At 64.8% G+C, this 23339-nt stretch carries 22 protein-coding genes; 15 read left to right on the top strand and 7 right to left on the bottom strand.

Features of this window, described 5'->3' with window-relative positions; translation table 11 throughout:
• Window positions 1-75: 75 nt before the first annotated feature.
• From EII26_RS05100 to EII26_RS05085, 4 genes are read right to left on the bottom strand one after another with little or no spacing between them, the layout of a single operon-like run.
• The gene (locus tag EII26_RS05100; RefSeq protein ID WP_124888067.1) at window positions 76-1326 is read right to left on the bottom strand and encodes an Nramp family divalent metal transporter; all 1251 of its coding nucleotides are present in this window, start codon (window positions 1324-1326) and stop codon (window positions 76-78) included.
• Window positions 1327-1338: 12 nt separating this feature from the next.
• Entirely contained in the window at window positions 1339-2424 is a 1086-nt protein-coding gene (locus EII26_RS05095; protein WP_124888066.1) for a dihydrodipicolinate synthase family protein, read from the bottom strand.
• Window positions 2424-3440, bottom strand: a complete 1017-nt coding sequence (locus EII26_RS05090; RefSeq protein ID WP_124888065.1) for an NAD-dependent epimerase/dehydratase family protein — start codon at window positions 3438-3440, stop codon at window positions 2424-2426. Before EII26_RS05090 ends, EII26_RS05095 begins: the two co-directional genes overlap by 1 nt.
• 31 nt (window positions 3441-3471) lie before the next feature.
• Window positions 3472-4098 (bottom strand): TetR/AcrR family transcriptional regulator, encoded by a 627-nt coding sequence (locus EII26_RS05085; protein WP_124888064.1) that lies wholly within the window; start codon window positions 4096-4098, stop codon window positions 3472-3474.
• Between the two features lie 480 nt (window positions 4099-4578).
• Here EII26_RS05085 and EII26_RS05080 point away from each other — a divergent pair, with 480 nt between their 5' ends.
• From EII26_RS05080 to EII26_RS05045, 9 genes are all read left to right on the top strand, one after another.
• Window positions 4579-7302, top strand: a complete 2724-nt coding sequence (locus EII26_RS05080) for a molybdopterin-dependent aldehyde oxidoreductase (protein WP_124888063.1) — start codon at window positions 4579-4581, stop codon at window positions 7300-7302.
• 82 nt (window positions 7303-7384) lie between these two features.
• Window positions 7385-9652 (top strand): pyridine nucleotide-disulfide oxidoreductase/dicluster-binding protein, encoded by a 2268-nt coding sequence (locus EII26_RS05075; protein WP_124888062.1) that lies wholly within the window; start codon window positions 7385-7387, stop codon window positions 9650-9652.
• Window positions 9649-9870 carry a DVU_1557 family redox protein gene (locus EII26_RS05070; RefSeq protein WP_124888061.1) on the top strand — a complete coding sequence of 74 codons (222 nt, stop codon included), beginning with the start codon at window positions 9649-9651 and terminating at the stop codon, window positions 9868-9870. The genes EII26_RS05075 and EII26_RS05070 overlap by 4 nt, the downstream gene beginning before the upstream one ends.
• 34 nt (window positions 9871-9904) lie before the next feature.
• Window positions 9905-10378: a DVU_1555 family C-GCAxxG-C-C protein gene (locus EII26_RS05065; protein WP_199735074.1), complete on the top strand. Its 474-nt coding sequence runs from the start codon at window positions 9905-9907 to the stop codon at window positions 10376-10378.
• Window positions 10375-10602, top strand: a complete 228-nt coding sequence (locus EII26_RS13260; RefSeq protein ID WP_199735073.1) for a hypothetical protein — start codon at window positions 10375-10377, stop codon at window positions 10600-10602. The genes EII26_RS05065 and EII26_RS13260 overlap by 4 nt, the downstream gene beginning before the upstream one ends.
• 9 nt (window positions 10603-10611) lie before the next feature.
• Complete coding sequence (locus tag EII26_RS05060) at window positions 10612-11631, top strand: radical SAM protein (protein WP_199735072.1); 1020 nt, start codon at window positions 10612-10614, stop codon at window positions 11629-11631.
• Window positions 11628-12989: a DVU_1553 family AMP-dependent CoA ligase gene (locus tag EII26_RS05055; protein ID WP_124888060.1), complete on the top strand. Its 1362-nt coding sequence runs from the start codon at window positions 11628-11630 to the stop codon at window positions 12987-12989. Before EII26_RS05060 ends, EII26_RS05055 begins: the two co-directional genes overlap by 4 nt.
• A 347-nt stretch (window positions 12990-13336) precedes the next feature.
• Window positions 13337-13627: an OB-fold nucleic acid binding domain-containing protein gene (locus EII26_RS05050; RefSeq protein WP_124888059.1), complete on the top strand. Its 291-nt coding sequence runs from the start codon at window positions 13337-13339 to the stop codon at window positions 13625-13627.
• Between the two features lie 99 nt (window positions 13628-13726).
• Complete coding sequence (locus EII26_RS05045; protein ID WP_124888058.1) at window positions 13727-14014, top strand: DNA-binding protein; 288 nt, start codon at window positions 13727-13729, stop codon at window positions 14012-14014.
• Between the two features lie 215 nt (window positions 14015-14229).
• On the opposite strand, the gene EII26_RS05040 is transcribed toward EII26_RS05045, so the two are convergent.
• The 3 genes from EII26_RS05040 to kduD form a co-directional block, all read right to left on the bottom strand.
• Entirely contained in the window at window positions 14230-15192 is a 963-nt protein-coding gene (locus EII26_RS05040) for a bifunctional 4-hydroxy-2-oxoglutarate aldolase/2-dehydro-3-deoxy-phosphogluconate aldolase (RefSeq protein ID WP_124888057.1), read from the bottom strand.
• Window positions 15193-15252: 60 nt separating this feature from the next.
• On the bottom strand, window positions 15253-16281 hold the full coding sequence (locus EII26_RS05035; protein ID WP_124888056.1) for a sugar kinase: 1029 nt from the start codon (window positions 16279-16281) through the stop codon (window positions 15253-15255).
• Between the two features lie 72 nt (window positions 16282-16353).
• A complete protein-coding gene (kduD, locus tag EII26_RS05030) occupies window positions 16354-17118 on the bottom strand; it encodes a 2-dehydro-3-deoxy-D-gluconate 5-dehydrogenase KduD (protein WP_124888055.1) in 765 nt (254 codons plus the stop codon).
• A 597-nt stretch (window positions 17119-17715) separates the two neighbouring features.
• Here kduD and EII26_RS05025 point away from each other — a divergent pair.
• The 6 genes from EII26_RS05025 to EII26_RS05000 all read left to right on the top strand — a co-directional run bounded on the left by EII26_RS05025 (window position 17716) and on the right by EII26_RS05000 (window position 23337).
• Complete coding sequence (locus EII26_RS05025; protein ID WP_158612168.1) at window positions 17716-18204, top strand: AbrB family transcriptional regulator; 489 nt, start codon at window positions 17716-17718, stop codon at window positions 18202-18204.
• A complete protein-coding gene (locus EII26_RS05020) occupies window positions 18201-18974 on the top strand; it encodes a tRNA 2-thiocytidine biosynthesis TtcA family protein (protein WP_124888053.1) in 774 nt (257 codons plus the stop codon). The genes EII26_RS05025 and EII26_RS05020 overlap by 4 nt, the downstream gene beginning before the upstream one ends.
• Window positions 18971-19444 carry an NUDIX domain-containing protein gene (locus tag EII26_RS05015; RefSeq protein ID WP_124888052.1) on the top strand — a complete coding sequence of 158 codons (474 nt, stop codon included), beginning with the start codon at window positions 18971-18973 and terminating at the stop codon, window positions 19442-19444. The genes EII26_RS05020 and EII26_RS05015 overlap by 4 nt, the downstream gene beginning before the upstream one ends.
• 281 nt (window positions 19445-19725) lie before the next feature.
• Window positions 19726-21345 (top strand): ABC transporter substrate-binding protein, encoded by a 1620-nt coding sequence (locus tag EII26_RS05010; protein WP_124888051.1) that lies wholly within the window; start codon window positions 19726-19728, stop codon window positions 21343-21345.
• A 115-nt stretch (window positions 21346-21460) separates the two neighbouring features.
• Window positions 21461-22426 (top strand): ABC transporter permease, encoded by a 966-nt coding sequence (locus tag EII26_RS05005; protein ID WP_124888050.1) that lies wholly within the window; start codon window positions 21461-21463, stop codon window positions 22424-22426.
• A gap of 11 nt (window positions 22427-22437) precedes the next feature.
• Entirely contained in the window at window positions 22438-23337 is a 900-nt protein-coding gene (locus EII26_RS05000; RefSeq protein ID WP_124888049.1) for an ABC transporter permease, read from the top strand.
• Window positions 23338-23339 lie beyond the last annotated feature (2 nt).

Below are 23339 nucleotides of genomic sequence, written 5' to 3'. Positions count from 1 at the left end.
GAGCGGGGGATCGCAGAGGGGGCTTGTGGCCCGTCCGGCCCGGACGCTCCCTTGAGCGTGCTGCGGCGGATGGCCCTACAGCCTGATGCCCGCCCACAGGAGAAGCTGATTGACGGAGAGGAAAAGGAGCCAGACAACGGCCAGGGAGGCGACGAGGTTCACGGCCCTACGGTTTTTGTCCGTTCCGACGACCTTGGGGTGGTTGGAGAGCAGGAGGATGACCCCGGCGACGAGGGGGGCGCCGATGACGGTCGACCCCTGAGCCATGATCGTGAGCTGTATGGGGTTGGAGCCGAAGATCAGGCCCACGGCCATCCCCAGAGCCGTGATCAGGCTGGCCAGAAATTTGACCCAGAAGTCGTCGATGCCCTTGCCCAGCCCCATTGAGTCCGCCAGGAAGGTGGCGCCGATGACGGCGTTGGCGAGGGCGGAGGAGAAGGCCGCGGCAAAGAAGCCCAGGATGAAGAGGATGCTGGCGAAGTTGCCCAGGAGGGGTTTCAGGAGCGCGGCGATGCTGGGGACGTTGGTGATCTGAGCGCCCAGGGGAAGGACGCTGGCGGCCGTGATGAGGATGATGCAGGTGATGGCGGTGAGGATTGCGATGCCCACGCTCGCGTCCCGGTTGGCCTTGGCCAGATAATCCCTCTTCCAGCCCTTCGATTGCACGAAGTAGCTTTGGCTGGCCGCCCCGACGATGCTGAAGGTCGTCGCGGAGAGGGATACGACGAGCTGCCAGTGTGCCACCCTGCTGGGCAGAAGGGAGCGCAGCAGCTCCGAACCGCGTATCTGGGGCAGGAAGAAAAAGACGTTGCCGAAGAAGCAGAGCAGCATGATCAAGACCAGCAGCATCATGGCCTTTTCCAGAAGCTGGTAAAAATTGCGGGAGCTCCAGTAGAGGAACATGATTCCGCCGAAGCTGATCAGGATCCAGGCGTTGGTGCCGAGGAACGGAAAGAGCGCGTTCAGCGCGAGGCCCGTGTTGATGTTGTTGCCCGCCTGAAAGCCGGTGCAGGTGGCGAAGCAGGCGATCCCGAAGAGGAGGGCGAGCGGCCGTCCGTAGAGAGAGGCGATCTGATCGAGCATGCTTTTTCCGGAGCTGCACCCGATTTTTGCGGCCATTCGGGTGAAGAGCACCATGAAACAGGCCGCGAGAAGGATGGCCCACAAAAAGGTGTAGCCGGCGGTGGTGGCGGCCCGGGACGCCACGATGATGCTTCCGGCGCCGAACACCGTCGCCGCCACGATGAGGCCGGGGCCGTAGGATTCGACCAGATTTCTGAACGCGCTCTTTGTCTTTGCGGGTGCCGTTCCGTTGGTGCTGTTCATCTTCAGAACCTCCTATATTTTTTTGTCCCCGTCGGGGGCCGTTGCCCATCGGCTCAGGTTGTCCCGGACGAAGTCGTCGTCGTTCAGGTGGGGGTACATCGCGTAGACCCTGTCGATCTCCTCCTTCTGGCCGGGCGAAAGCCTCTCGTCGGGATCCAGGCAGAGGGTGTTTTTGAAGATTCCCTGCCTTCTCAGAACCTCGTGCAGGCCGGGGATGCACCCCCTGAATCCGTTGGCTGCGTCGAAAAAGGCTGCATTGGCGTCCGTCACCTCCTGGGCCCGCGTGAGCCACTCGATCGGCAGTGCGTCGCCCTCCCGGATCGCTCGGATGGCCTCGAACAGGTCGACCACCCGGTGCGTCCAGACGCACCAATGGCCCAGAAGCCCCCCGACGAAACGTTTTTCGTAGGTTTTGCCGTTTTGGCGGAATCGCCAGGTCGTCAGGAGGTCGAGGACGATGTTGTCGTCGTTTCCGGTGTAGAGCGCGATCTTATCGGATCTGGCGGACAGGGCCGCCGCCCGGACCACGTCGAGGGTTCGGTAGCGGTCGAAGGAAGCTGCCTTGATGGCCACGACGTTCTCGATGGCGCAGAGCCGCTCCCAATAGGCGTAGCTGAAGGTCCGTCCCCCCACGGCCGGCTGCAGATAGAATCCGATGACGGGCAGTACCTCGGCCACCGCCTCGGTGCGTCTCAGCAGCTCCTCCTCCGTGAGGTGCGAAAGGCCGCCGGGGCTGAGCAGCACGGCGTCGTATCCGTGCTTTGCGGCCAGGCGGGCCTCCCTCTCGGCCTGATCCGTCGGGCCGCATGCACCGGCGATCCGGACGATCGTGCGCCCTTGTCCGCTCTCGTAGCGGGAGATTTCGTCCGCGACCAGCTCCAGAATCCTTTCGAACAGGCCGACGTGCGGGTCCCGGATGGCGAACTGCGTGCTGTGCACGGCGGTGGCGATGCCGCCCACCCCGCTAGCGAGGTAATAGCGCATCAGGACCCTCTGCGTTTGCTCGTCAAGTTCCCGACGCTCGTTCAGAGCCAGCGGCGTTGCGGGGATGACGGTGCCCCGAGCCAGAAGATCCAGGGCCTTTCCGTGGCGTTCCATCAATAGACGCCCCCCCGCTCCTCGAAGTGCGTTGGCTTGTTCAGGTTTCTTCCGCCGGAACGGATCCATTCGGCCTGCCATTTGACTAGCGTCTCCGCGGGGACGGAGGGGTAGCCGAACCGCTCGAGGGCCTGGGACGCATCGCTCAGGTACGCGTCATCCTGGGGCCGTCCCGAGAAGGAGGGCTTTTTGTCCAGCAGCTCGCCCAGCTTGAGGGCCGTTTTCTCCACGGACAGGGTCTCCGGTCCCGTGACGTTCATGACCCGGGACGGGGAGTCGGCATGGAGGAGTCCCCTTATCGCGACCTCGTTGGCGTATCCCTGCCATACGCAGTTAAAGCAGGCGGTGTCGAGGGGGATCGGCTCGTCCCGAAGGATGCGTGCGGCGATGTCGGCCAGTACGCCGTAGCGCAGGTCGATCGCGAAGTTGAGACGCAGGATGAAGACCTTGGTCCCGTAGCGATGGGAGGCGTATTCGAACGCCCGTTCGCGGGCCAGGCAGCTCATGGCGTACTCGCCCGTGGGACGCACGCGGTCCGTCTCGACGGCTCCGCCCGTATGGGGCGGGACCATGGCGTAGATATTGCCGGAGGAGAAGACCGTGATACGGGAGTTGCGGTACTTTTCGCCCACAAAGGCGGGCAGGGTGGCGTTCATGCCCCAGGTCTGCCATTCGTTGCCGTCCGTCCCGAATTTGCGTCCGGCCATATAGATCACGTTCGGAACCTCGGGCAGTCCGTCGAGTTCCTCCCGGTTTTGAAGGTCGCAGGACAGCGTGTGCACTCCCGCCTCCTGCAGCGGAGTGCTTGCCGCGGGGTCTCCGAACCGCGAGACGGCGATGATTTTCTTCGACACGCCCGCCTTTTGGGCGGCTTGTTGGGCCAACCGGCAAAGGCTGGGGCCCATCTTGCCTCCGGCCCCCAGCACCAGGATATCGCCGTCGATCCGGCGCATGTCATCGACCAGGGCAGGGGTTGGTGTCGCCAGCAGTTCCTCCAGTTTTTCCTCGGTCCACATCGGGACCATCACCTCCAGATGTCATTCTCCCTCAGCGGGGGCAGCCGTGTCCGAGGTAGCGTATCAGCATGTCGGAGACGGATGCGATGCGTCGTTCCATGTTCTCCTCCGAGACGGCATCCCGGTCGAAAACCTGTTCCAGGGTGTACCGGTTGGAGAAATAGTTGAAGCTGCATGCGATCAGGGTCTGCAGGATATCCTCGGAGCGGATTTCGGGGGCCACCTCGCCCCTCTCCTTGCCCCGCTCCAGGATGTGGTGGAGTCCGCTTCTCATGATGTCCTTCACTCCGCTCAATCCCTTTTCCCTGAAGAACTTGCCGTAGTTCAGGTTCTCCCACATCACCATCCTCACGTAGGAGGGGTTCTCCCTCAGAAAATGGAAATAGGCCCTAACGAAGGCACGGATTTCCTCCATGCAGCCCTCGCTCCGGCGGATGATGTGTTCCTCGAGTTCGGTCAGACGGCCATAGACCATCTCGAGTACGGACTTATAGAGCTCCTCCTTGTTGCCGAAGTATTGGTACAACAGGGCCTTGTTGACCTTTGCCCGAGCTGCGATCTCGTCCACACGGGCGCCGCTCAGCCCCTTCTCCGCGAACTCGATTTCCGCGGCCGACAGAATGTTTCGTTTCGTGTCCTCGGAATTGCGTTGATGCATTTGGAAGAGCTCCTTCCCCAATAATAACTAACCAGTTAGTTATTATTGGGGAAGGAGGGACGTTTGTCAAGGGAAAAGGGACGCTTGTGCCTGTCCGGCGGAGCGTCCGGGTTTTCTCTTCTCCGGTACGGACGGTAATCCCTGTTGGAAATCGTCTCATGATAAGACAAGAATAAATTTTCAACTAAATTTGCCGATCATGGGTTATAATGAATTCGTGGCGATGAAGAAATACGCTTTATCCTTTTGAAAACTTGCTTTAGCTCCTATGATTTTGTCGGTATGAAATTCGCTTCGAGAACACGGCATCCTCAAGGTTCGTGCCTCCAGGGGGCTGCGGGCCGGCCGCGCGCGTCACACGTTCGTTCCGAAACGTGGAGGGCCTCTCTTGGCGCTTTTCCCACGCCGATCCATCGGGGTCCTCCTGTCCGTGCAATCGCAGAACCGCCATTTTTCGGCAATCGAGGGGGTAGACGGAAAATGCAGCAAAGACGGTTTTACGTGAACGGCATCGAGCGCAACCTCATCCTGGACGGCGAGACCCCGCTGTCCACCGTGATTCGCGAACAGCTTCATCTCACCGGCACCAAGGTCGGCTGCGGCCTGGGGCACTGCGGGGCCTGCAACGTCATCCTGGACGGAAAACTGGTGCGCTCCTGTGTGCTCAAGATGAGCCGAGTGCCCGATGGGGCCCGCATTCTGACCATCGAGGGGATAGGGACTCCCGAACGCCTGCATCCGCTCCAGACCGCGTGGATTTACCACGGCGCCGCCCAGTGCGGCTTCTGCTCACCCGGCTTCATCGTCTCCGCCTATGCGCTGCTCCAGAAGAACGCCAGCCCTTCGCGCGAGGAGGTGCGCGATTGGTTCCAGATCAACCGGAACGCCTGCCGCTGTACGGGCTACATCCCTCTGGTCGACGCGGTGATGGACGCCGCGAGGGTTTTGAGGGGGGAGATGAAGCAGGAGGATCTGGTTCGGAAGGCCCCCGAGAAAGGCAGCATCTGGGGTACCCGCTATCCTCGTCCCACTGCGCTTGCGAAGGTGACGGGCACGCTCGATTACGGCGCCGACCTGGGGATCAGGATGCCCCCGGAGACGCTTCAGCTGGCGCTCGTTCAGGCCAGGGTCTCCCACGCGAACATCAGGGGGATCGACACGTCGGAGGCGGAGGCCATGCCGGGGGTCTTCAAGGTGGTCACCCACAAGGACGTCAAGGGCAGGAACCGCATCACCGGCCTGATCACCTTCCCGACGAACAAGGGCGACGGCTGGGATCGCCCGATCCTCTGCGATCAGAAGGTCTTTCAGTACGGGGACGCCATCGCCATCGTCTGCGCGGACACCGCCTGTCACGCCAAGGCGGCGGCCGAGAAGGTGAAGGTCGACCTGGAAGTGCTTCCGGCCTACATGAGCGCGCCCGAGGCCATGGCCGACGACGCCATCGAGATCCATCCCGGAACGCCCAACGTTTACTTCACGCAGCACATCAGAAAGGGGGAGGAGACCGGGCCCCTGTTCGCGCAGTCCGACGTGGTGAGCGTCGAGGATGATTTCTACCTCCAGCGCCAGCCGCACATGCCCATAGAGCCGGACGTGGGCTTCGCCTACGTGACGAACGAGGGCGTGCTGAAAATCCATTCCAAGTCCATCGGCGTCCACCTCCACGCCGCGATGATCGCCCCGGGCCTGGGCGTGGAGCCCGAGAAGCTCGCGCTGGTCGCCAACCCCATGGGCGGCACGTTCGGCTACAAGTTCAGTCCGACGATGGAGGCCTTGGTCGGCGCGGCCGCCCTCGCCACCGGCCGGCCCGTCTTTCTGAAGTACGACTATCGGCAGCAGCAGCAGTACACCGGCAAACGCTCGCCGTTCTTCACCCACATGAAGCTGGGGGCGAAGAAGGACGGGACGCTCGTCGCGATGGAGACCGACTACATCGTGGACCACGGGCCCTACTCCGAGTTCGGGGACCTGCTGACCCTGCGGGGGGCCCAGTTCATGGGGGCGGGGTACCACATCCCCAACATTCGGGGGGTCGGCCGCACGGTCTGTACCAACCACGCCTGGGGTTCGGCGTTCCGGGCCTACGGATCGCCCCAATCCCTCCTGGCGTCCGAGGTCTTGATGGACGAGCTGGCGGAGAAGCTCGGGATGGATCCGCTCGAGCTGCGTCTGAAGAACGCCTACCGCCCCGGCTCCACCAACCCGTCCGGCCAGGAGCCGGATTCCTACAGCCTCCCCAAGATGCTGGAGGCCCTGAGGCCCAAGTATCGGGAGGCCCTGGAGCGCGCCCGAAAGGAATCCACCCCGGAGAGAAAGAAGGGGGTCGGTATCTCCGTCGGCGTCTACGGATCCGGTTTGGACGGCCCGGACGGCTCCGAGGCCTTCGTCGAGATGAACCCCGATGGGACCATCACCGTGTGTACCGCGTGGGAGGATCACGGTCAGGGCGCGGACGTCGGAGCCATCGGCACGGCCCACGAGGCGCTGAAGGAGATGGAGGTCCACCCGGACCGTCTGCGCTTTACATGGCCCGACACGTCGACGTGTCCGAACTCCGGCCCCGCGGGCGGCTCCCGGTCGCAGGTCATGACCGGCAACGCCATTCGCGTGGCCTGCGAGAACCTTCTGGCCGCAATCCGGAAGCCCGGCGGCGGGTTCCTGACCTACGACGAGCTGAAGGCGGCGGGCAGGCCGACGCGCTACGACGGGAAATGGTCCGCCGTGAACGCGACGAACTGCGACGAGAACGGGCAGGGCAAACCCTTCGTGGTCTACATGTACGGCGCGTTCATGGCCGAGGTGACCGTCGAGGTCGCGACGGGCAAGACGACCGTGGACAAGATGACCCTGATGTGCGACTGCGGCAGGATCAACAACAGGCTTGTCGTGGACGGCCAGAACTGGGGGGGGCTGGCTCAGGGCATCGGCCTGGCCCTCAGCGAGGACTTCGAGGATATCGAGAAGCATGCGACGATGCTCGGCGCGGGGTTCCCCTACATCAAGGATATCCCGGACGCGATGGAGCTCAACTACTTCGAGGAGCCGCGGGCGGAGGGGCCGTTCGGGGCCGCGGGGGTCGGGGAACTGCCCCTGACCGCGCCGCACCCGGCCATCATCAACGCCATCGCCAACGCCTGTGGGGCCCGTGTCACCCATCTGCCTGCCAGGCCGGAGAAGGTCCTGGCGGCGATGAAGCGGTGACGACCTGCCCGGGGGAGGCTTTGCGCCTCCTCCGGGGACCTTCCGAAAGGTCCGTGGGCCTGCCCAAAATGGGGAAAATCTCATGGAACAGAACCGACTGAGGGAGTACGAGGCCCGGTGTGTGGAGGAGGAGCCGCCGTTCTGTCAGGCGGCCTGTCCTCTGAATGTGGACGGCCGTGAGGTCTGCCGCCGGATCGGGTCCGGGGATACGGACGGAGCTTTGGCGGTGCTGTTGCGCGCGTTGCCCCTGCCGAGGCTCCTCACCCGACTCTGCGAGCAGCCCTGTCAGGCGGCATGCAAGCGTAAGGACCTGGGCGGGCCGATCGAGATGCGTGCGCTCGAGCGCTTTTGCGTCCTGAACGGCGCCGCGCCGCGCCCTCCCCTGCTCCCGCCCGGCGGCAAAAAAATTGGGGTTGTCGGGTCCGGCCTGAGCGCCCTGACCGCCGCTTGGGACCTGGCTCGGAAGGGCCATGCCGTGACCCTGCATCATGCGGGCGCAATCGGGGCCTCCCTGCTCTCCCGCGTCGGTCCGGAGGACCTGGCGGCCGAGACGGACGCGTTGCTCCGGGCCCGCGTCCGGGCGATCCCGCTCGGACGCCCGGCGTCGGAGATCCTGGACGGACTCCTTCAGGGGTGCGATGCGGCCTGCGTCGCCCTGGACGATCCCGCGCTCGGCTCCGGGCTCGAGGAACGCCTGGGCCCCATCGATCCGACGACTCTGGCGACGGCTCTGCCTCACGTTTTCGCCGCCGGTGCTCCGTCGTCCTTTGTCGACAGGGCGGCTCAGGGCCGTACCGCCGCACAGTCGATCCTGCGCGACCTTCAGGGGGCCTCGCTCACCGCCGACCGGGAACGGAGGAGGACCCGGCTCCACGTAAACCTCCAGGGGGTCTCCAGCGTCCCGACGAAGCTGGCCGCGCAGGACCCCGCTCCGGAGGAGGTACGGGAGGAGGCGAGACGCTGTCTGGACTGCCGCTGTCTGGACTGCGTCAAGGTATGCACGTATCTGAAGTCTTACGGGAGCTATCCCAAACGGTACGCGCGGGAGATCTACAACAACCTCTCCGTGGTGCAGGGCACGAGGTCGGCCAACCGGATGATCAACTCCTGTTCCCAGTGCGGGCTCTGCGCCGCCGTCTGTCCCAACGGGTTCGACATGGGGGCGCTCTGCGCCGAGGCGCGGGACGAGATGAACCGGCAGGGAAAGATGCCTCCCTCCGCGCACGAGTTCGCACTTCTGGACATGGAGCACGCCGACGGCCCTCACGCCGCCCTGTTTTTGCCGGGGTCCGATCGCGACGGTCCCCCTGCCGGGCGTGTTTTCTTCCCCGGCTGTCAGCTGGCGGCGTCCGACCCCGAGCGGACGGCGAAGCTCTATGAGTTCCTTAGGGAACGTTCGGAGGAGGGCTTGGGGCTCTGGCTGGGGTGCTGCGGAGCGCCCGCGCTCTGGGCGGGGCGGATGGAGGCGTTCGGCCAAAAGCGGCGCGCGATGGAGGACCGTTGGCGGGAGGCCGGCGAACCCGAGCTGGTGCTGGCGTGCTCCGCGTGCCTTCAGACGTTCCGGCGCCATGTTCCCGGAATGCGGGTGGTCTCGGTCTGGGAGGTTCTGGAGGAGCTTCGGGCCAGGGGCGTTGCATTGCCGCAGGCTGCTGGCGCGGATCGTTCGTTCGTCCTGTACCCGCCCTGCACCTTGCGCGGCGAGCCGCGGGTACGGGAGCTCCTGTGCAGGACCGCGGAGGCCGCGAGAGCGGAGGTCCGGCCCTATCCCGAGGAGGGGGAGTGCTGCGGGTACGGCGGGCTTCAGGCCTGCGCCAACCCGGATCTTGCGGATGCGACGGCCGCTCGGATCGTCGAACGCGCCGGAGAGGAGACGCTTTTGGTCGGGTGTGCGATGTGCCGGGACCGGTTCGCGTCCGTCGGCGCACGGGTCGCGCACGTTCTGGACCTGATCTTCCCCGAGGGGCGCGGCGCGGATTCGCCGCCGCCGCGCCTTTCGGAACGGCGGGAGAACCGGGAGCGTCTGCGCGGGGAGCTCCTGAGGACGGTATGGGGTGAGGAGAGCGAGGGAGAGGAGGGGGCTGCCATGGAGCTGCGGTTCGCTCCGGGGATCCGGGAGAGGCTGGACAAGCGGCGTATTTTGGACGAGGACCTCCGGCGCGTCGTCCGGAACGCCGAGGCGACGGGGCGCAGGATGGTGAGTCCCGAAGGTCGTTCCCTGGCCTGCCTGAGGCCGCGCAACGTGACGACCTGGGTCGAGTATACGCTGGAGGACGAGGCCGCCCGGATCCACAATGCCTGGACGCATCGCATGGTCGTCCAGGGCTCCGACTTCGGGGAGGACGGGCCATGAGCGCAAAACCGATCGTCGAGGGGCTCGAACGCTATCTCAGCTGGACCTGCAACCTCTGCGGACGCCCGTTGACGCTGGGAAAGGTCGACATCGACTATCTGGGAAGCCGGTTTTCCGTGGAGCTCCCCCGGTGCGAGGCGTGTGGGCTGGCCCTGATCCCGGAGGAGCTGGCGCTGGGGCGGATGCTGGAGGTCGAGCAGATGCTGGAGGACAAATGACGGGGTCCTTGGAGGGAAGGAGGGAGGGGACGCCATGTACGACCAGGGGTTCGAGCTGGACGAGCTTCAGATGGAGCTGATGGCCTTGGACGGCAGACGCTACCACTGCAGTCAGATCCTGGTTTCTCTGGGCCTTCGCCTCCAGGCGCGGGAGAACCCGGAGCTCGTCCGTGCCGCGGGGGGGCTGGCCTTCGGGCTGGGACACAGTAACGAGACCTGCGGCGCCCTGCTGGGGGGGTGCTGCCTCCTCGGGCTCTATGGGGGCAAGGGGCACGACGGCGAGGAGGAGGCGGAGTGGTTCCGGCTCTCCAACCGGCGCCTGGCCGACTGGTTCCGCGAGACCTACGGACTGGGGACGGAGGGCGCCCCCAGCATCCGCTGCACCGACCTGCTGGATCGGCACGGCCTCAAACACTGCGGTGCGATGGTGCGAGGAACCTACCTGAAGACGATCGAACTTCTGGGCGAGTTCGGTGTGGATCCGGCCGAACCGAGGGGGGAATCGTGACCGGGACGTGGAGCGTGTGTCCCGTCTGTCTGAAGCGCGTCCCCGCCGATCGCCGTGTGGAGGGGGCGGACCTCTATTTGCACAAGGAGTGTCCGGAGCACGGGACGTTCCGGGCCGTCGTCCGCCGCGGCGACCCCGGGATCTGGGAGGTCCCCGCTCCCTCGGGGGTCGATGCCTCCTGTCCGGCGGCCTGCGGGAACTGCCCTCATGACGCCTACGGATGAACCGCCCTGGTGGAGGTCACCCGTCGGTGTGACCTTTGCTGTCCCTTCTGCTTCGCCTCCTCCACCTCCGCGGACCGGGATCGCCCCTTCGGGGAGCTGATCGCCGAGTTCCGGTTCGTCATGGAGGCGCAGGGTCCCGGGATCCTGCAGCTCTCCGGAGGGGAGCCCGCCGTCCGCGACGATCTGCCCGAACTGATCGAGGCCGCCGCGGCGCTGGGTTTTTCCGGCATTCAGCTGAACACCAACGGACTCAGGCTCGCCAACGAGGCGGGGTACGCCGGACGCCTGAAGTCGGCGGGGCTCTCATGGGTCTACCTCCAGTTCGACGGAACGGACGACCCTCCCTACCTCGCCCTGCGGGGGCGCCCCCTGGCCGGACTCAAGCGGAGGGCCGTCGAGAATTGTGCCGCTGTCGGGCTGAACGTGGTGCTGGTCGCGACGGTCAGGCCGGGGATCAATGCCGACCGGATCGGTGATATCGTGCGCTTCGCCGTGGCGAACGCGCCGGGCGTTCGGGGCGTCCATCTCCAGCCCGTGACTTATCTGGGACGCTACCCGGAGGCCCCGAACGACGAGGACCGGATCACCCTGCCCGAGGTCGTACGCGCTCTGTGCGATCAGACGGGGCTTTTCGAACCGGAGGATTTCCGTCCCACCGGCGTGGAGCATCCCTCCTGCTCGTTCAACGGGGTCTTCTTCGTCGGCGAAGGGGGACGGCTCGCCCCCCGCGTCTCCCGTCATCAGGAGAAGGATCCCCTCAGGGCCGCCGCCATCCTCTCCCGCCAGTGGGGTTTCGACGTCGGATCTCTCGAGGATGGACCCGGCCGGGACGACTTCGACCGGGCCCTGGCGTCTCTGGGCACCCGCCTGACGATCTCCGCCATGGCCTTTCAGGACGCCTGGACCCTGGACCTCGAAAGGCTGCAGCACTGTCCCATCAAGGTGGCGCACGGGGGGAAACTCTACCCGTTCTGCGCGTGGAACCTGACGGCGATGGACGGGACGCGCCTCTACGGTCCGGGATCATGATCCTGGACGGATGGATTGCGCAGCGCCTGGGTGTCTCCGCCCTGACGCGCGGCGCCCTTCTGGAATGGCAGAGGCGCACCCTGCGGGAGATCGTCGCGCGCGCCTCTGCCGCGAGCCCTTTCTACGCCCGGCACCTGATCGGCGTCGATCCGTCGGAGCCGGGAACGCTGCCCTTCATGGATTTGCGCCCCCTGGCGGAGGATCCCCTGGCGCTTCTGTGCGTTCCCCAGGGCGCGGTCGCACGCGCGGCGACCCTCGAGACCTCCGGGACGCGCGGGAGCCGTAAGCGCCTTTTCTTCTCGGACGAGGACCTCGAGGACACCAAGAGCTTTTTCGCTGCGGGGATGGCCCACGTCCCGGGTTCCCGCACCCTGATCGCCATGGGGGGCGAACGCCCCGGCTCGGTGGGAGCTCTGCTCGGCGAGGCTTTGGGCCGTATCGGACGCGTTGGGTTCGCCGAGGGGCCCGTCTCGGACCCCTCGGCGGTGCTGGGGCGCATCGCCGCGCTGAACGCCGACTCCCTGGTGGGGGTGCCTGCAGAGATGCTCGCTCTGGCCCGAACGCCCGGTGCCGGTCTCGTCGGACCCCTGAGGAGCGTTCTGCTGTCGGGCGACGCCGCGTCCCGTCCTCTCGTTGCGGCAGTGGAGGCTGCGTTCGGCTGTCCCGTGTTCCGGCACTACGGCATGGCCGAGACGGGCTACGGCGCGGCCGTGGAGTGCGCCCGCCGCGAGGGGATGCACATTCGCGAGGCGGACCTGCTGGTGGAGGTCGTGGACGGGGAGGGCAGGGGGCTCGACGACGGGGAGTGGGGCGAGATCGTGGTGACGACCCTGACGCGTCGGGCCCTGCCCTTGATCCGCTACCGGACCGGCGACGAGGGACGAATCCTCCCGGGCCCCTGCCGTTGCGGCAGCGTGCTGCGGCGGCTGGAGGTCCGCGGGCGTCTGGACGACCGCCTGACGCTGCCCACGGGAACCGTGCGCCTCGGCGAGCTGGACGAGGCGCTTCACGCTCTGCCGTGGCTGTTGGGTTTCGACGCCGCCGCGGGGAGGGGGCCGGGCGGCGTCCTGTTGCGTCTTACCCTGTACTCCGTCTCCTCCTCAGAGTTGGAGCGCGGGCGTGAGGCGGAGTCGGCGGTGCTCGGAATCCCTGCGGTCCGGGACGCATGGCGAGGCGGAACCCTGCGGCTCGAGTGCGCGATCCACCGCCGGCCCGACGGATTGCGCCCAGGGAAAAAACGTATTTTACCCCTTGAGAAATTCCCTTCTGCCCCCAATGGAAGCTGCGGAACCTCTTGGACCGCAAGCGGGGAAACTTTTTGGAGTTTCCATCTACTCAAAAGAAGTGGGGAACGGTAACGGTTTGAGGACGCGCAGTGATTAATGCCGCGTATCGCATCGAGGTAAGGCTCACTCGTATCCGGGGCGTATCGCTGTATCGATAATCAGGCCCTGCGCGGTGCTGTCCTTGAGGCCAGGGTTGGGGGCTTTGTGTGGAAGGCGGCCCTTGTCCTGGGTCTGAGGTTTGTCTCTTCCATTCGGGGGAGGCTTTCGGTTTATTGCGTTGCGAGGTAAAATGGAAAAGCGGTTCCTTTGCATGCCCCGTCGTTTGGGGAGGGGATGCGGAGGGCCAAATGCCGATTTTATAAAGGTCTCGTGCCGATTCGAGCTTTCGGGAGCCCTATGAAAAAACGAGGTGAGGCGTAGTGGTGCAGTTCGAAAACAGCGTTACGGTCTCAGGTCTGCTGCATTTCATCAAGAGCGATAAAAAGGACGGCAAATTCTTTCCCTTCTCCATCCGCCATGAAAATCTCTGGGTCGACGGGACGATGCGTAAGGACTTTCTGACCGTACGCGCTTTTGTCCCCGAGGTCAAGGAACAGTTGAAGACCCTGGCCGAGGGGACGCCGATCAAGGTGCACGGCGTGTTGCGTGCCTCCCGCGGGAGCGGCGACATGTATCTTTCCGCCGAGCGGCTGGAGGTTCTCAGTCAATAACGGGACGCCCTTTCGAGAGGGGCGCCCTTTGTTTTTGAGATGACAGGATCGGCAGCCCGTCTGCCGTGACGACAAGACGACGGAAAGAGGGTGTTTCCTTTGAGTTGGGAGAACAGCGTGCGGATATCGGGACAGGTGCACCTCCTTAAGGGGCAGGCGGAGGGGGAGACCGCCACGGGGAAATACGTGCAGTTTGCCGTCCGGCAGGACAACCAGGACCCGGACGGCTCGCCGCGTCGCGATTTTCTGGTGGTGCGCGTCTACGACAGCGAATTGAGGGAGGTCCTGAGCCGCAAGCAGACCGGGGATCCCGTGACCGTGGAGGGGACGCTGCGCTCCTCGCGCGGGAGTGGGGTCAATTACATACGCTGCACGTCGATCGCCTGAGGCCCGTCGAGGGGGATCCCAAATTGAGTCCCCGTACGGTTCCGCCGAAGTTGGAGGAGGGACGCCCATCGGATGGAGGCCGATGGACGTCAGGGGGGCAGTGCGGTCTCCCGGCCTGGGTGGGGAAAATCAGAGGCGTTTGAACTAGAGCGCTGTCCCGGCCTCGATCGAGGCCGGGACGGACGTTTTTCCGCTTCCAGCGACGGAGGACGAGCCTATCGCTTCAGCAGGTGGAGGGCGAAGCCGCCGATCTCGCGGTCCAGGTAGGCCACGGTCAGGGAACCCTCGGCGTCCCGCTTCTCGGTCTCCGGACGGGTTCCGATTCCCTTGCGGGCCAGGAAGGCTACGGCCCGGTCGACGCTGAGGGTCGAAAGGGCGATGTGCCCGTTCATCCCCAGGTACGGCGTCTTCATGAACTCAAAGGCCGTTCCCGCAAAGTTGCTGCTGTTCCCCTCCTTAAGCGCGAATCCGAAGAGGTCGCACATGAGGGTCGCCTCCGTCAGGGAGGTGTCCGCATCCGGCTCGTTGATGCCCACGTGCCGGAGCTCGAAGCCGAGCGCGCCCATCACCGCCTCGCGGCAGAGCCGGGAGATCTCCTCGAACCTCCCGGCGGCGACCAGTTCCGGTTTGACCATCCAGCTTCCGCCCACGGCCAGAACCTTGTTGAAGGCCAGGTAGTTCTTCATGTTCGCGGCGTTGATCCCGCCGGTGGGGACGTAGCTCACGCCCGTGTAGGGCCCGGCGAAGGCCTTGAGCATGTCCAGCCCTCCGGACGGCTCGGCGGGGAAGAACTTCAGCACGGAGACCCCCATCTCGATGCCCCGTTCGATCTGCGAGGGGCTGTTGATGCCCGGGATGACGGGGACCCCGTTGGCGATGCAGAACTGCACGACCGAGGGATTGAAGCCCGGGGACACCAGAAACTTCGCCCCGGCACCGACGGCTCGTCTTGCCTGTTCCACGGTCAATACGGTCCCCGCGCCGACCAGAAGGTCCGGCAGTTCCCCGGTCAGCCTTCGGATGGACTCCTCGGCGGCATCGGTCCGGAAGGTGATCTCCGCAACGGGCAGGTCCCCATCCACCAGCGCCTGTCCCAACGGCAGGGCCTGGTCCGGGCTGTCCAGCTTGACGACGGGTACGACGCCCACGTCCGCTATCTGTTTCAGAATTTCGTTCATTGCGCTCTCCATCCCCTCTGAATGCGATCGCTTGATTGGTCGAATTCGTTTGTGGAGCCCCTATCGCTGCACGCGCCCGGAGCCGTCCCCGCCCATAAGGGTCATGACGTCCTCCGGGGCCACGCGGTTGTAGTCCCCGTAGACCGTGTGTTTCAGCGCCGAGGCTGCGGCCGCAAACTCCACGGCGTTCTGGAGCCCTTCCAGGTTGTTCAGCCCCCAGATGAGGCCGGAGCCGAAGGAGTCCCCGCCGCCGATGCGGTCCACGATGTCCCGGATCTCGTACTTCCTGCTGACGTGGAAGGCGTCCCTGGAGGCCAGGACGACGGACCAGTTGTTCCAGTCGGCGCTGACGGACTCCCTCAGGCTCACCGCCAGGTATTTGACGTTTCCGAAGGCCCCCATGACCTTTTGGGCCAGCCCCTCGTACTTGGAGGTGTCGAGCTCCCCCGCGGTCACGTCCACGTCCAGCTCGATGCCCAGGCATTTCTGGCAGTCCTCCTCGTTGGCGATCATGACGTCGATGTACTGGGCCATCTCGCTCATGACCTCCTTGGGGGGTTTACCCCACTTCCAGAGCTTCTTGCGGTAGTTGAGGTCGCAGGATACCGTCAGGCCCTTCTCCTTGGCGCGCTTCATCGCCTCGAGGGCGACCCGGGCGGTCCCCTCCGCGATGGCGGGGGTGATCCCCGTCGTGTGGAACCACTTCGCCCCATCGAAGATAATGTCCCAGTCGAAATCGCCGGGCTTGACCTCGGCGATGGCGGAGTGTGCGCGGTCGTACACGACCTTGGAGGGACGCATGGCCGCCCCCGTCTCGGTGTAGTAGATCCCCAGCCGATCGCCGCTGCGGCGGACGTGACGGGTGCAGACGCCGAAGCCCCGCAGCTCGCGCAGCATGGCGTCCCCGACCGGATTTTTGGGGGCGGCGGTCACGAAGGCGACGTCCTCGCCGTAGTTGGCCAGCGATACGGCCACGTTGGCCTCCGCGCCGCCGAACGTCGCCACCAGATTGGGGGTCTGAAAGAGGACCTCGTGCCCCGGAGGCGTCAGCCTCAGCATGACCTCGCCGAACGTTATGTACTTTGCCATGACAATATTCCCCTTTCGAGAGTCGTTTCCCTATGTTCGAGATGTATCGAGAAGAGGACGCGGCTGCCGGTCCTAGCGGGCCAGCCACCCTCCATCCACGGCCAGGACGTGCCCCGTGACGTAGTTCGAGGCCGCGGAGGCCAGAAACACCACTGCCCCCTTCAGGTCGTGGGCGGTCCCCCATCGAGCGGCGGGAATGCGCGCCAGGATCTCCCGGCTCCGGACCTCGTCGCTGCGAAGCGGTTGGGTGTTGTCCGTCGCCATGTAGCCCGGGGCGATGGCGTTGACCTGAATGTTGTACTGCGCCAGCTCGTTGGCCATCAGTTTGGTGAGTCCCACGACGGCGCTCTTGCTGGACGTGTAGGAGGGCACCCGGATTCCTCCCTGAAACGAGAGCATGGAGGCGATGCTGACGATCTTGCCCCCTCTTCCCTGTTCCTTCATCCGGCGGGCGGCCGCCTGGGAGAGGAAGAACACGGTGCGGAGGTTGACGTTGATGACGTCGTCCCAGTCCGACTCGGTAAAGTCCAGCATGTCTCCGCGCCGGATGATCCCCGCGTTGTTGACCAGAACGTCCAGTGCTCCGAAGTGTTCCACGGTCTCATCGACGATTGCGGAGACCCGCTCCTGCGAGGTCAGATCGGCCTCGATGTAGTGAAAGCGGCGCCCCACCCTGGCGATGGCGGTCTCCAGCTCGGGCATGGGATAGGGTCCCACCCCGACGATGTCCGCGCCCGCCTCGGCCAAACCCTCGGCCAGCCCGAACCCCAAGCCCTTTCGGGCCCCGGTGACGACGGCTACCTTGTCCGTGAGACTGAAAAGCTGCTTGATGTCCATGGTGAATCTCCTTCCCTTTCAGGGTTCTTTCCTTTTGCCGCAGGGGGGCTCCCGGGAGCGGCTGCGGGGATGAACGCCGGAGGAGCGCATTTTTTCGCCCCTTTCCGAGTTCGGCGGATAAAATATCGTGCACCAAACCGCACCGACTTGAGGCGTATCCGGAGGGCCGGCCCTGCCCCTGCAGCGAAGCGGTCTTTCGCCTTTACCGAGAAGCTCTTTGGACTGCTTTTGCGATGTGGGTCTTGCCCTGGAAAGATAAGTTTATCCCCTGCTTTTCGGGCCGTCAAGGAAGGTACGAGCCCCGCTTCGCAGGTCGAGGCGGCTTTTTGAGAACAGAGAGCGTTGTCTTTATGGGCGAAGCGCTTTTGTGTTTGTAGCCGGCAGGTGCGCCAATGGACGGGACGGGATGCCTCTACCGCACAACGCGTTTTGCTTGTGGATTTTGAAGATGGCGCCGAGGAACCGAGCGACAAACCGACGCCGTGCTGATATCATGAAAATGTCGGATGCTCTTTCGCCGGGTCCGCTTGTCTGTGGGGGGACGGCCTTCTGCAGGGGAGGGCACGGCATGTTTTTTCCTGGAAGGGAGTTTTGAACGTGAGGGAATCGATCGTTATCGCCGCGTCCGTCCTTCTGGGCGGCGGGGTGGGGCATCTCCTGCGCCTTCCGTCCGGCGTGCTGGTCGGGGGGATGGTCGCCGGGCTTTTGGTGAAGGGCGTCACGCTGGGCGATCTGCCGGGCGGAAACCTGCTCTCCGTCGCCTCGCAGCTTCTGGTGGCCTACGTCATCGTATCGAATTCGGACGTCGCCTCGCTGCGGGCGCATCCGGAGGCCGTTCCCGCCGCGCTCTTCTACATCGTGCTGCTGCTGGCGTTCTGTATCGGCATGGCCTTCGCGGTCGTGCGCTTCTTCGGCATCGACCTCCGGACGGCCGTCTATGCGACGGCGCCGGGCGCGCTGTCCGGCATGGCCCTGTCCGCGACGGATGCGGGGGCGGAGACGCCCGTCTCCCTGATCTTCCACCTCTTCCGCATGGTGATCGTCCTGATCGTGACGCCGCTCGCGGCCCTGTTCCTGACGCGATGAGCGAGCCGGGCGCCCTTTGGGGAGAGCCGCTCTGCCGCGCGCTGAGGCGCCGGGTCGGGCGCGCGCTCGGGCGGTACTCCATGATCGCGGAGGGGGACCGGGTGGTCGTGGGGCTCTCGGGCGGCAAGGACAGTCTGCTGCTGCTGCACGCGCTCTCGGACCTCCGCCGCCGCAGTCCCGTGCGCTTCGACCTGGCCGCCTGCACCGTGGCGCTGACCGGCATGGACGTCTCGCTCCTCCGGGACTACTGCGCGGTGCGGGACGTGCCCTACACGGCTCTCGAGCATCCGATGATGGAGATCATCGAGAGCCGCGGAGAGCGGTCGCCGTGCAGCTTCTGCGCCAACATGCGGCGCGGGCTGCTGAGCTCCTGGGCGCGGGACAACGGGTTCAATCGACTGGCTCTCGGGCACAGCCTGGACGATGCGGTGGAGACCTTCTTCATGAACCTGTTCCGTGCCGGGCGCGCGCGCAGCTTTCAGCCCGTGGCCCACATGACGCGGACGGACATCACGGTCATCCGCCCCTTGGTCGCCTCCCCCGAGGCGGCGATCGTGGACGAGGTCCGTCGCCTTGGACTGCCCGTTTTGGAGACGGTCTGCCCCTTCGCGGGCGGCACCGAGCGGCAGCGGGTGAAGGAGCTTCTGGAGGGGCTGCGCCGCGACGTTGCCGATCTGTTCGGCAACGTCGTCAACGCTTTGGAAAACCTTTCGGACGTCGACCGCTGGACTTCGGCGGCCGGCGACGAGACAACGGAGGATGTCCGATGAGTGCGGAAAGCTGGGACCATTGCGATTACTGCGTGCCGATCGTCTTCTGTTTCCTGATTCGGGACGACAGGATTTTGCTGATTCGTCGGGCCAACGAGCCCTACAGGGGGGAGACGACGGTCCCCGGCGGGCGCAAACGGCGGGGGGAATCCCTTCGCGCCGCCTGCGCGCGGGAGATGCTGGAGGAGACGGGCTATGTCGTCGGGAATCTCGACTTTGCGGGGATCCTGCACGCCTTTCGGGACGGGGAGGACCGGGAATACGTCTCGTATTACTTCGTCTGCCGAGACTTCAGCGGCGAGCTCCGGGAGAGCGACGAGGGGACCCTTTTATGGTCGGGCCTGGACGAAAGCCTGACCCTGTCCGGCATTCATCCCTTTTACGTCAAGCTCCTGCCCGCCATCCGCAACGGAGCCGTCGTCGATGTGACGGTGCGGATCCGTCCCGATGGAGGCGAGGATTGGATTTGAGGAAAAGTTAAGCCCGGGCCGTATCCAAAACCTGAGGATACGTTATAATGGGCGAGCCTCACGTTGCAAAGTTCACCCATTTCTTTCGAGATCGATTTGCCGCTCGGCGGCGTTCCCTCCCTGGGGCGCCTCGAGTTTTCAGGTTGCGCGAGCTTGCGGCGGAGCCCCTCGATTTTTTGGTGCCCGCAAAGGATGCCAGAGGAGGCCCCGTGAAGATGTTCCCGACGGCCCATGACGGGCCGATGCTCCATACTCGGAAAAGGAAGGGAGTTTTTGAGGAAATGAGGAAGACAAGGTTTTGCGGTGTCGTGGTTTGTTTTGTGCTTGCGTTGGTGCTGGTCCCGGGGGCGCTCGCGGCCGATAAGTCGGTCGTGATCGGCCTGACGGGCGACGTCCACTCGCTGGACCCCTACGTCCTGAACGAGGACATCACCAATGCGGTCAACGACCACATCTTCGACCGTCTGATGGCTCCAGACAAGGACCTCCAGCCCGTTCCGGCGCTGGCGGAGAGCTGGGAGCTCTCCGAGGACGGACTCACCTGGACCCTGCACCTGCGCAAGGGCGTGAAGTTCCACAACGGCAACGACTTCACCGCCGACGATGTCCTCTTCACCTTCGACCGTTCGCGGCGTCAGGGCAAGAGCGCCTTCACCTACTGTCTGGCCGGCGTCGAGAGCTACGAGAAGACGGACGACCACACGGTGAAGATTCTGAGCGGTGCCCCCAACACGCTGCTGATCTCGCACCTCAAGGACCTGCTCATCCTCGACAAGGAGACCTGCGAGTCCCACGACGACGAGTGGATCGCCCTGACCCCCAACGGGACGGGCCGCTACACGGTGGTGGAGCACGTGCGGGGCGACCGCCTGGTGCTGAAGCGCAACGAGGCCTACTGGGGCGAGAAGCCGGAGGTCGAGACGGTGACCTTCAAGCCCATCACCAACGAGGGGACGCGCACGGCCAACATGATCTCCGGCGCGGTCGACCTGATCACGGACGTGCCGGTCCGCAACGTGGACATGCTCAAGGCCAACAAGGACATCACCGTCGTCTCCCAACCCAGCTTCAGGGTGATCTACCTGAACCTGGCGGGCTGGACCGACAGCCCCTCCAAGGATGCGCCCATGCCCCTGAAGTCCCCCGACGGATCCAACCCGCTGAAGAAGCGCGAGGTTCGCGAGGCCATGTACCGGGCCATCAACGAGGACGAGATCGTGGCCAAGGTCATGAACGGCTACGCGAAGCCCGCCGCATCGTACATCCCGGAGGGGCTGAACGGCTACAATCCCGACGTCAAGCGCCTGGCCTACGACCCCAAGCTGGCGGAGAAGCTGCTGGACGATGCGGGGTATCCCCGTCAGAAGGACGGCTACCGCTTCGAGCTCACCTTGGACGCTCCCAACGACCGTTACGTCAACGACGCGGCCGTCGCCGGTGCGGTCGCGGGCTACCTGGAGAAGGTGGGGATCAAGGTCAACCCCAACCTCATGTCCCGTTCCATTTTCTTCACCTACATATCCACCTCCAACAAGGAGGGCGACAAGACTCACCTCTGCATGACGGGCTGGGCCGACTCGGTGGGCGAGAGCGCCCTGCTGGCCAAGGACCTGCTCTACAGCTTCAACCAGGACGGAAAGGCCGTGAAGCCGGGCTTCGGCGGCGTCAACCGGGGCTATTATCTCAACCCCGAGGTGGACGCTCTGATCGACCGGGCGCTGGCGTCCCGAAGCCACGAGGAGCGCGGTACGATCATGAAGAAGGTCTGGCAGATCGCTGCGGACGACGTTTCCTACATTCCCCTGCACTTCCAGGAGGACCTGTACGCCTACGGCAAGCGCATCGTCTACCACCCGCGCAAGGACAAGCACGTCTACGCCTGGGACATCGAGTTCAAGTAGGCGGGCGGCAGTCATCCGCCCCAACTCTTAAAGGTTGGCCTCGTCGGCTTTTCGGCCCGGCGGGGCCTTTTCCCTGCGTCTTTCGCCCGCGCGGGGGCGCTTCGGAGGTGACGGAGTGCTTCAGTTCATCGTCAAACGTTTGATTCAGCTCTTCATCGTCCTGTTCGCGGTCTCCGTGATCGTGTTTCTGCTCACCAGCGTCATGGGCAATCCGGTCTACCTGATGCTCCGCGAAAGTGCGACCCCGGAGGAGATCCAGGCCGCCACTCAGGCCCTGGGACTGGACAGGCCGTTGCCCGTTCAGTACGGGATCTTCGTGAAAAACGCCCTGAGCGGAAATTTCGGCAGGTCCTACATGTTCCATCTTTCCGCCCTGGGACTGATCCTGGAGCGGCTTCCGGCTACGCTCGAGCTGGTTCTGGTCGCGATCCTGCTCTCGGCCGTCGTCGGAATCCCCTGCGGCGTCCTCGCAGGGGCCTATCCGCGATCGCTCTTCAGCAAGTCCGTCATGAGCCTCTCCATCGCCGGCATCTCCATGCCCTCCTTCTGGATCGGGATGGTGATGATCTACTTCTTCAGCCTCCATCTGGGGCTTCTGCCCGTCTCGGGCCGGGGGGAGGTCGGAACCTTTCTGGGCATCCGAACCAGCCTGGCGACGGCGGACGGCTGGGCGCACGTCGTCCTTCCGGCCGTCACGCTGGCGCTCGGCAGCGTCGCCACCATCATGCGCCTGACCCGGGCGGGGATGCAGGAGAATATGAAGCAGGACTACATCAAGTTCGCCCGTTCCAAGGGGGTGCCGCGCCGCCGTCTGCTCTTCGGGCACGCGCTCAAGAACACCCTGATCCCCGTGGTGACGATCTTCGGGCTCCAGCTGGGCAGCCTGATCGCCTTCACCACCATCACGGAGACCATCTTCGCGTGGCCGGGCATGGGCAAGCTGCTCATCGACGCCATCCACAGCGCCGACCGTCCCATCGTCGCGGCCTACATCCTGTTTGTCGCGGTGCTTTTCGTCTTTATCAACTTCGTGGTGGACGTCCTGTACGTCTTCATCGATCCCCGAATCGATCTGCGCTAGGGGGGCAGGGTATGACGCATACGAAACGCAGAAATTTCTGGCGGGCGCTCATGGCCTCCGAGGGCTGGGCGCGCTTCAAACGTTCCAAGCTGGCCCTGATCGGTGCGGCGATCGTCCTCCTCGTGACGGCGGTGGCGCTCGTCGGGCCCTTCTGGGTCGTCCAGAATCCCTACGACCTCTCCGCCCTCGACCTGGGGGATGCCTACAAGCCTCCGATCTGGTCGGACGGCGGATCGATGCCCTTCATCCTGGGGACCGATCAGCAGGGGCGCGACATGCTGAGCGCCATCGTCTACGGCAGCCGGGTCTCGCTCTTCATCGGCGTTGTCGGAACGCTCCTGGCCAGCGGCCTGGGCATCACGCTGGGGCTGATCTCGGGCTATTACGGCGGACGCGTCGATGCCTTCATCATGCGTCTGGCGGACGTTCAGCTTTCCTTCCCGTCCATGCTGATCGCGCTCTTCCTGATGTCCGTCCTGGGCCGCGGCGTGGCGAACATCCTGCTCTCGCTCACCCTCGTGGGCTGGGTCCGCTACGCGCGGACCGTCCGGGGCGAGACCCTGACCGTCAAGAAGAGCGAGTACGTCGAGGCGACCCGGGTCATCGGGCTGCCGGACGGCAGGGTGCTCCGGCGGCATATCCTGCCGAACGTCTTTGCCTCGATCATCGTGCTGTCGACCATCCAGGTGGGCAATTTCATCCTGACGGAGGCGACGCTGAGCTTTCTCGGGCTGGGCGTGCCCATCACGCGCCCGTCGCTGGGCATGCTCTGCAACGACGGGTTCAGCGTGCTCTACAGCGGACTCTGGTGGGTCTCCATCCTGCCGGGGCTCTACATCATGATCATCGTCTTCGGGATCAACCTTCTGGGGGACTTCCTGCGCGACGAGATGAACCCGAGGCTGAGGTGACC

This window comes from Fretibacterium sp. OH1220_COT-178, from assembly GCF_003860125.1.
GTDB lineage: Bacteria > Synergistota > Synergistia > Synergistales > Aminobacteriaceae > CAJPSE01.
The sequence above is the reverse complement of the archived record's forward strand: the minus strand, read 5'-3'. Positions and strand labels throughout refer to the sequence as shown.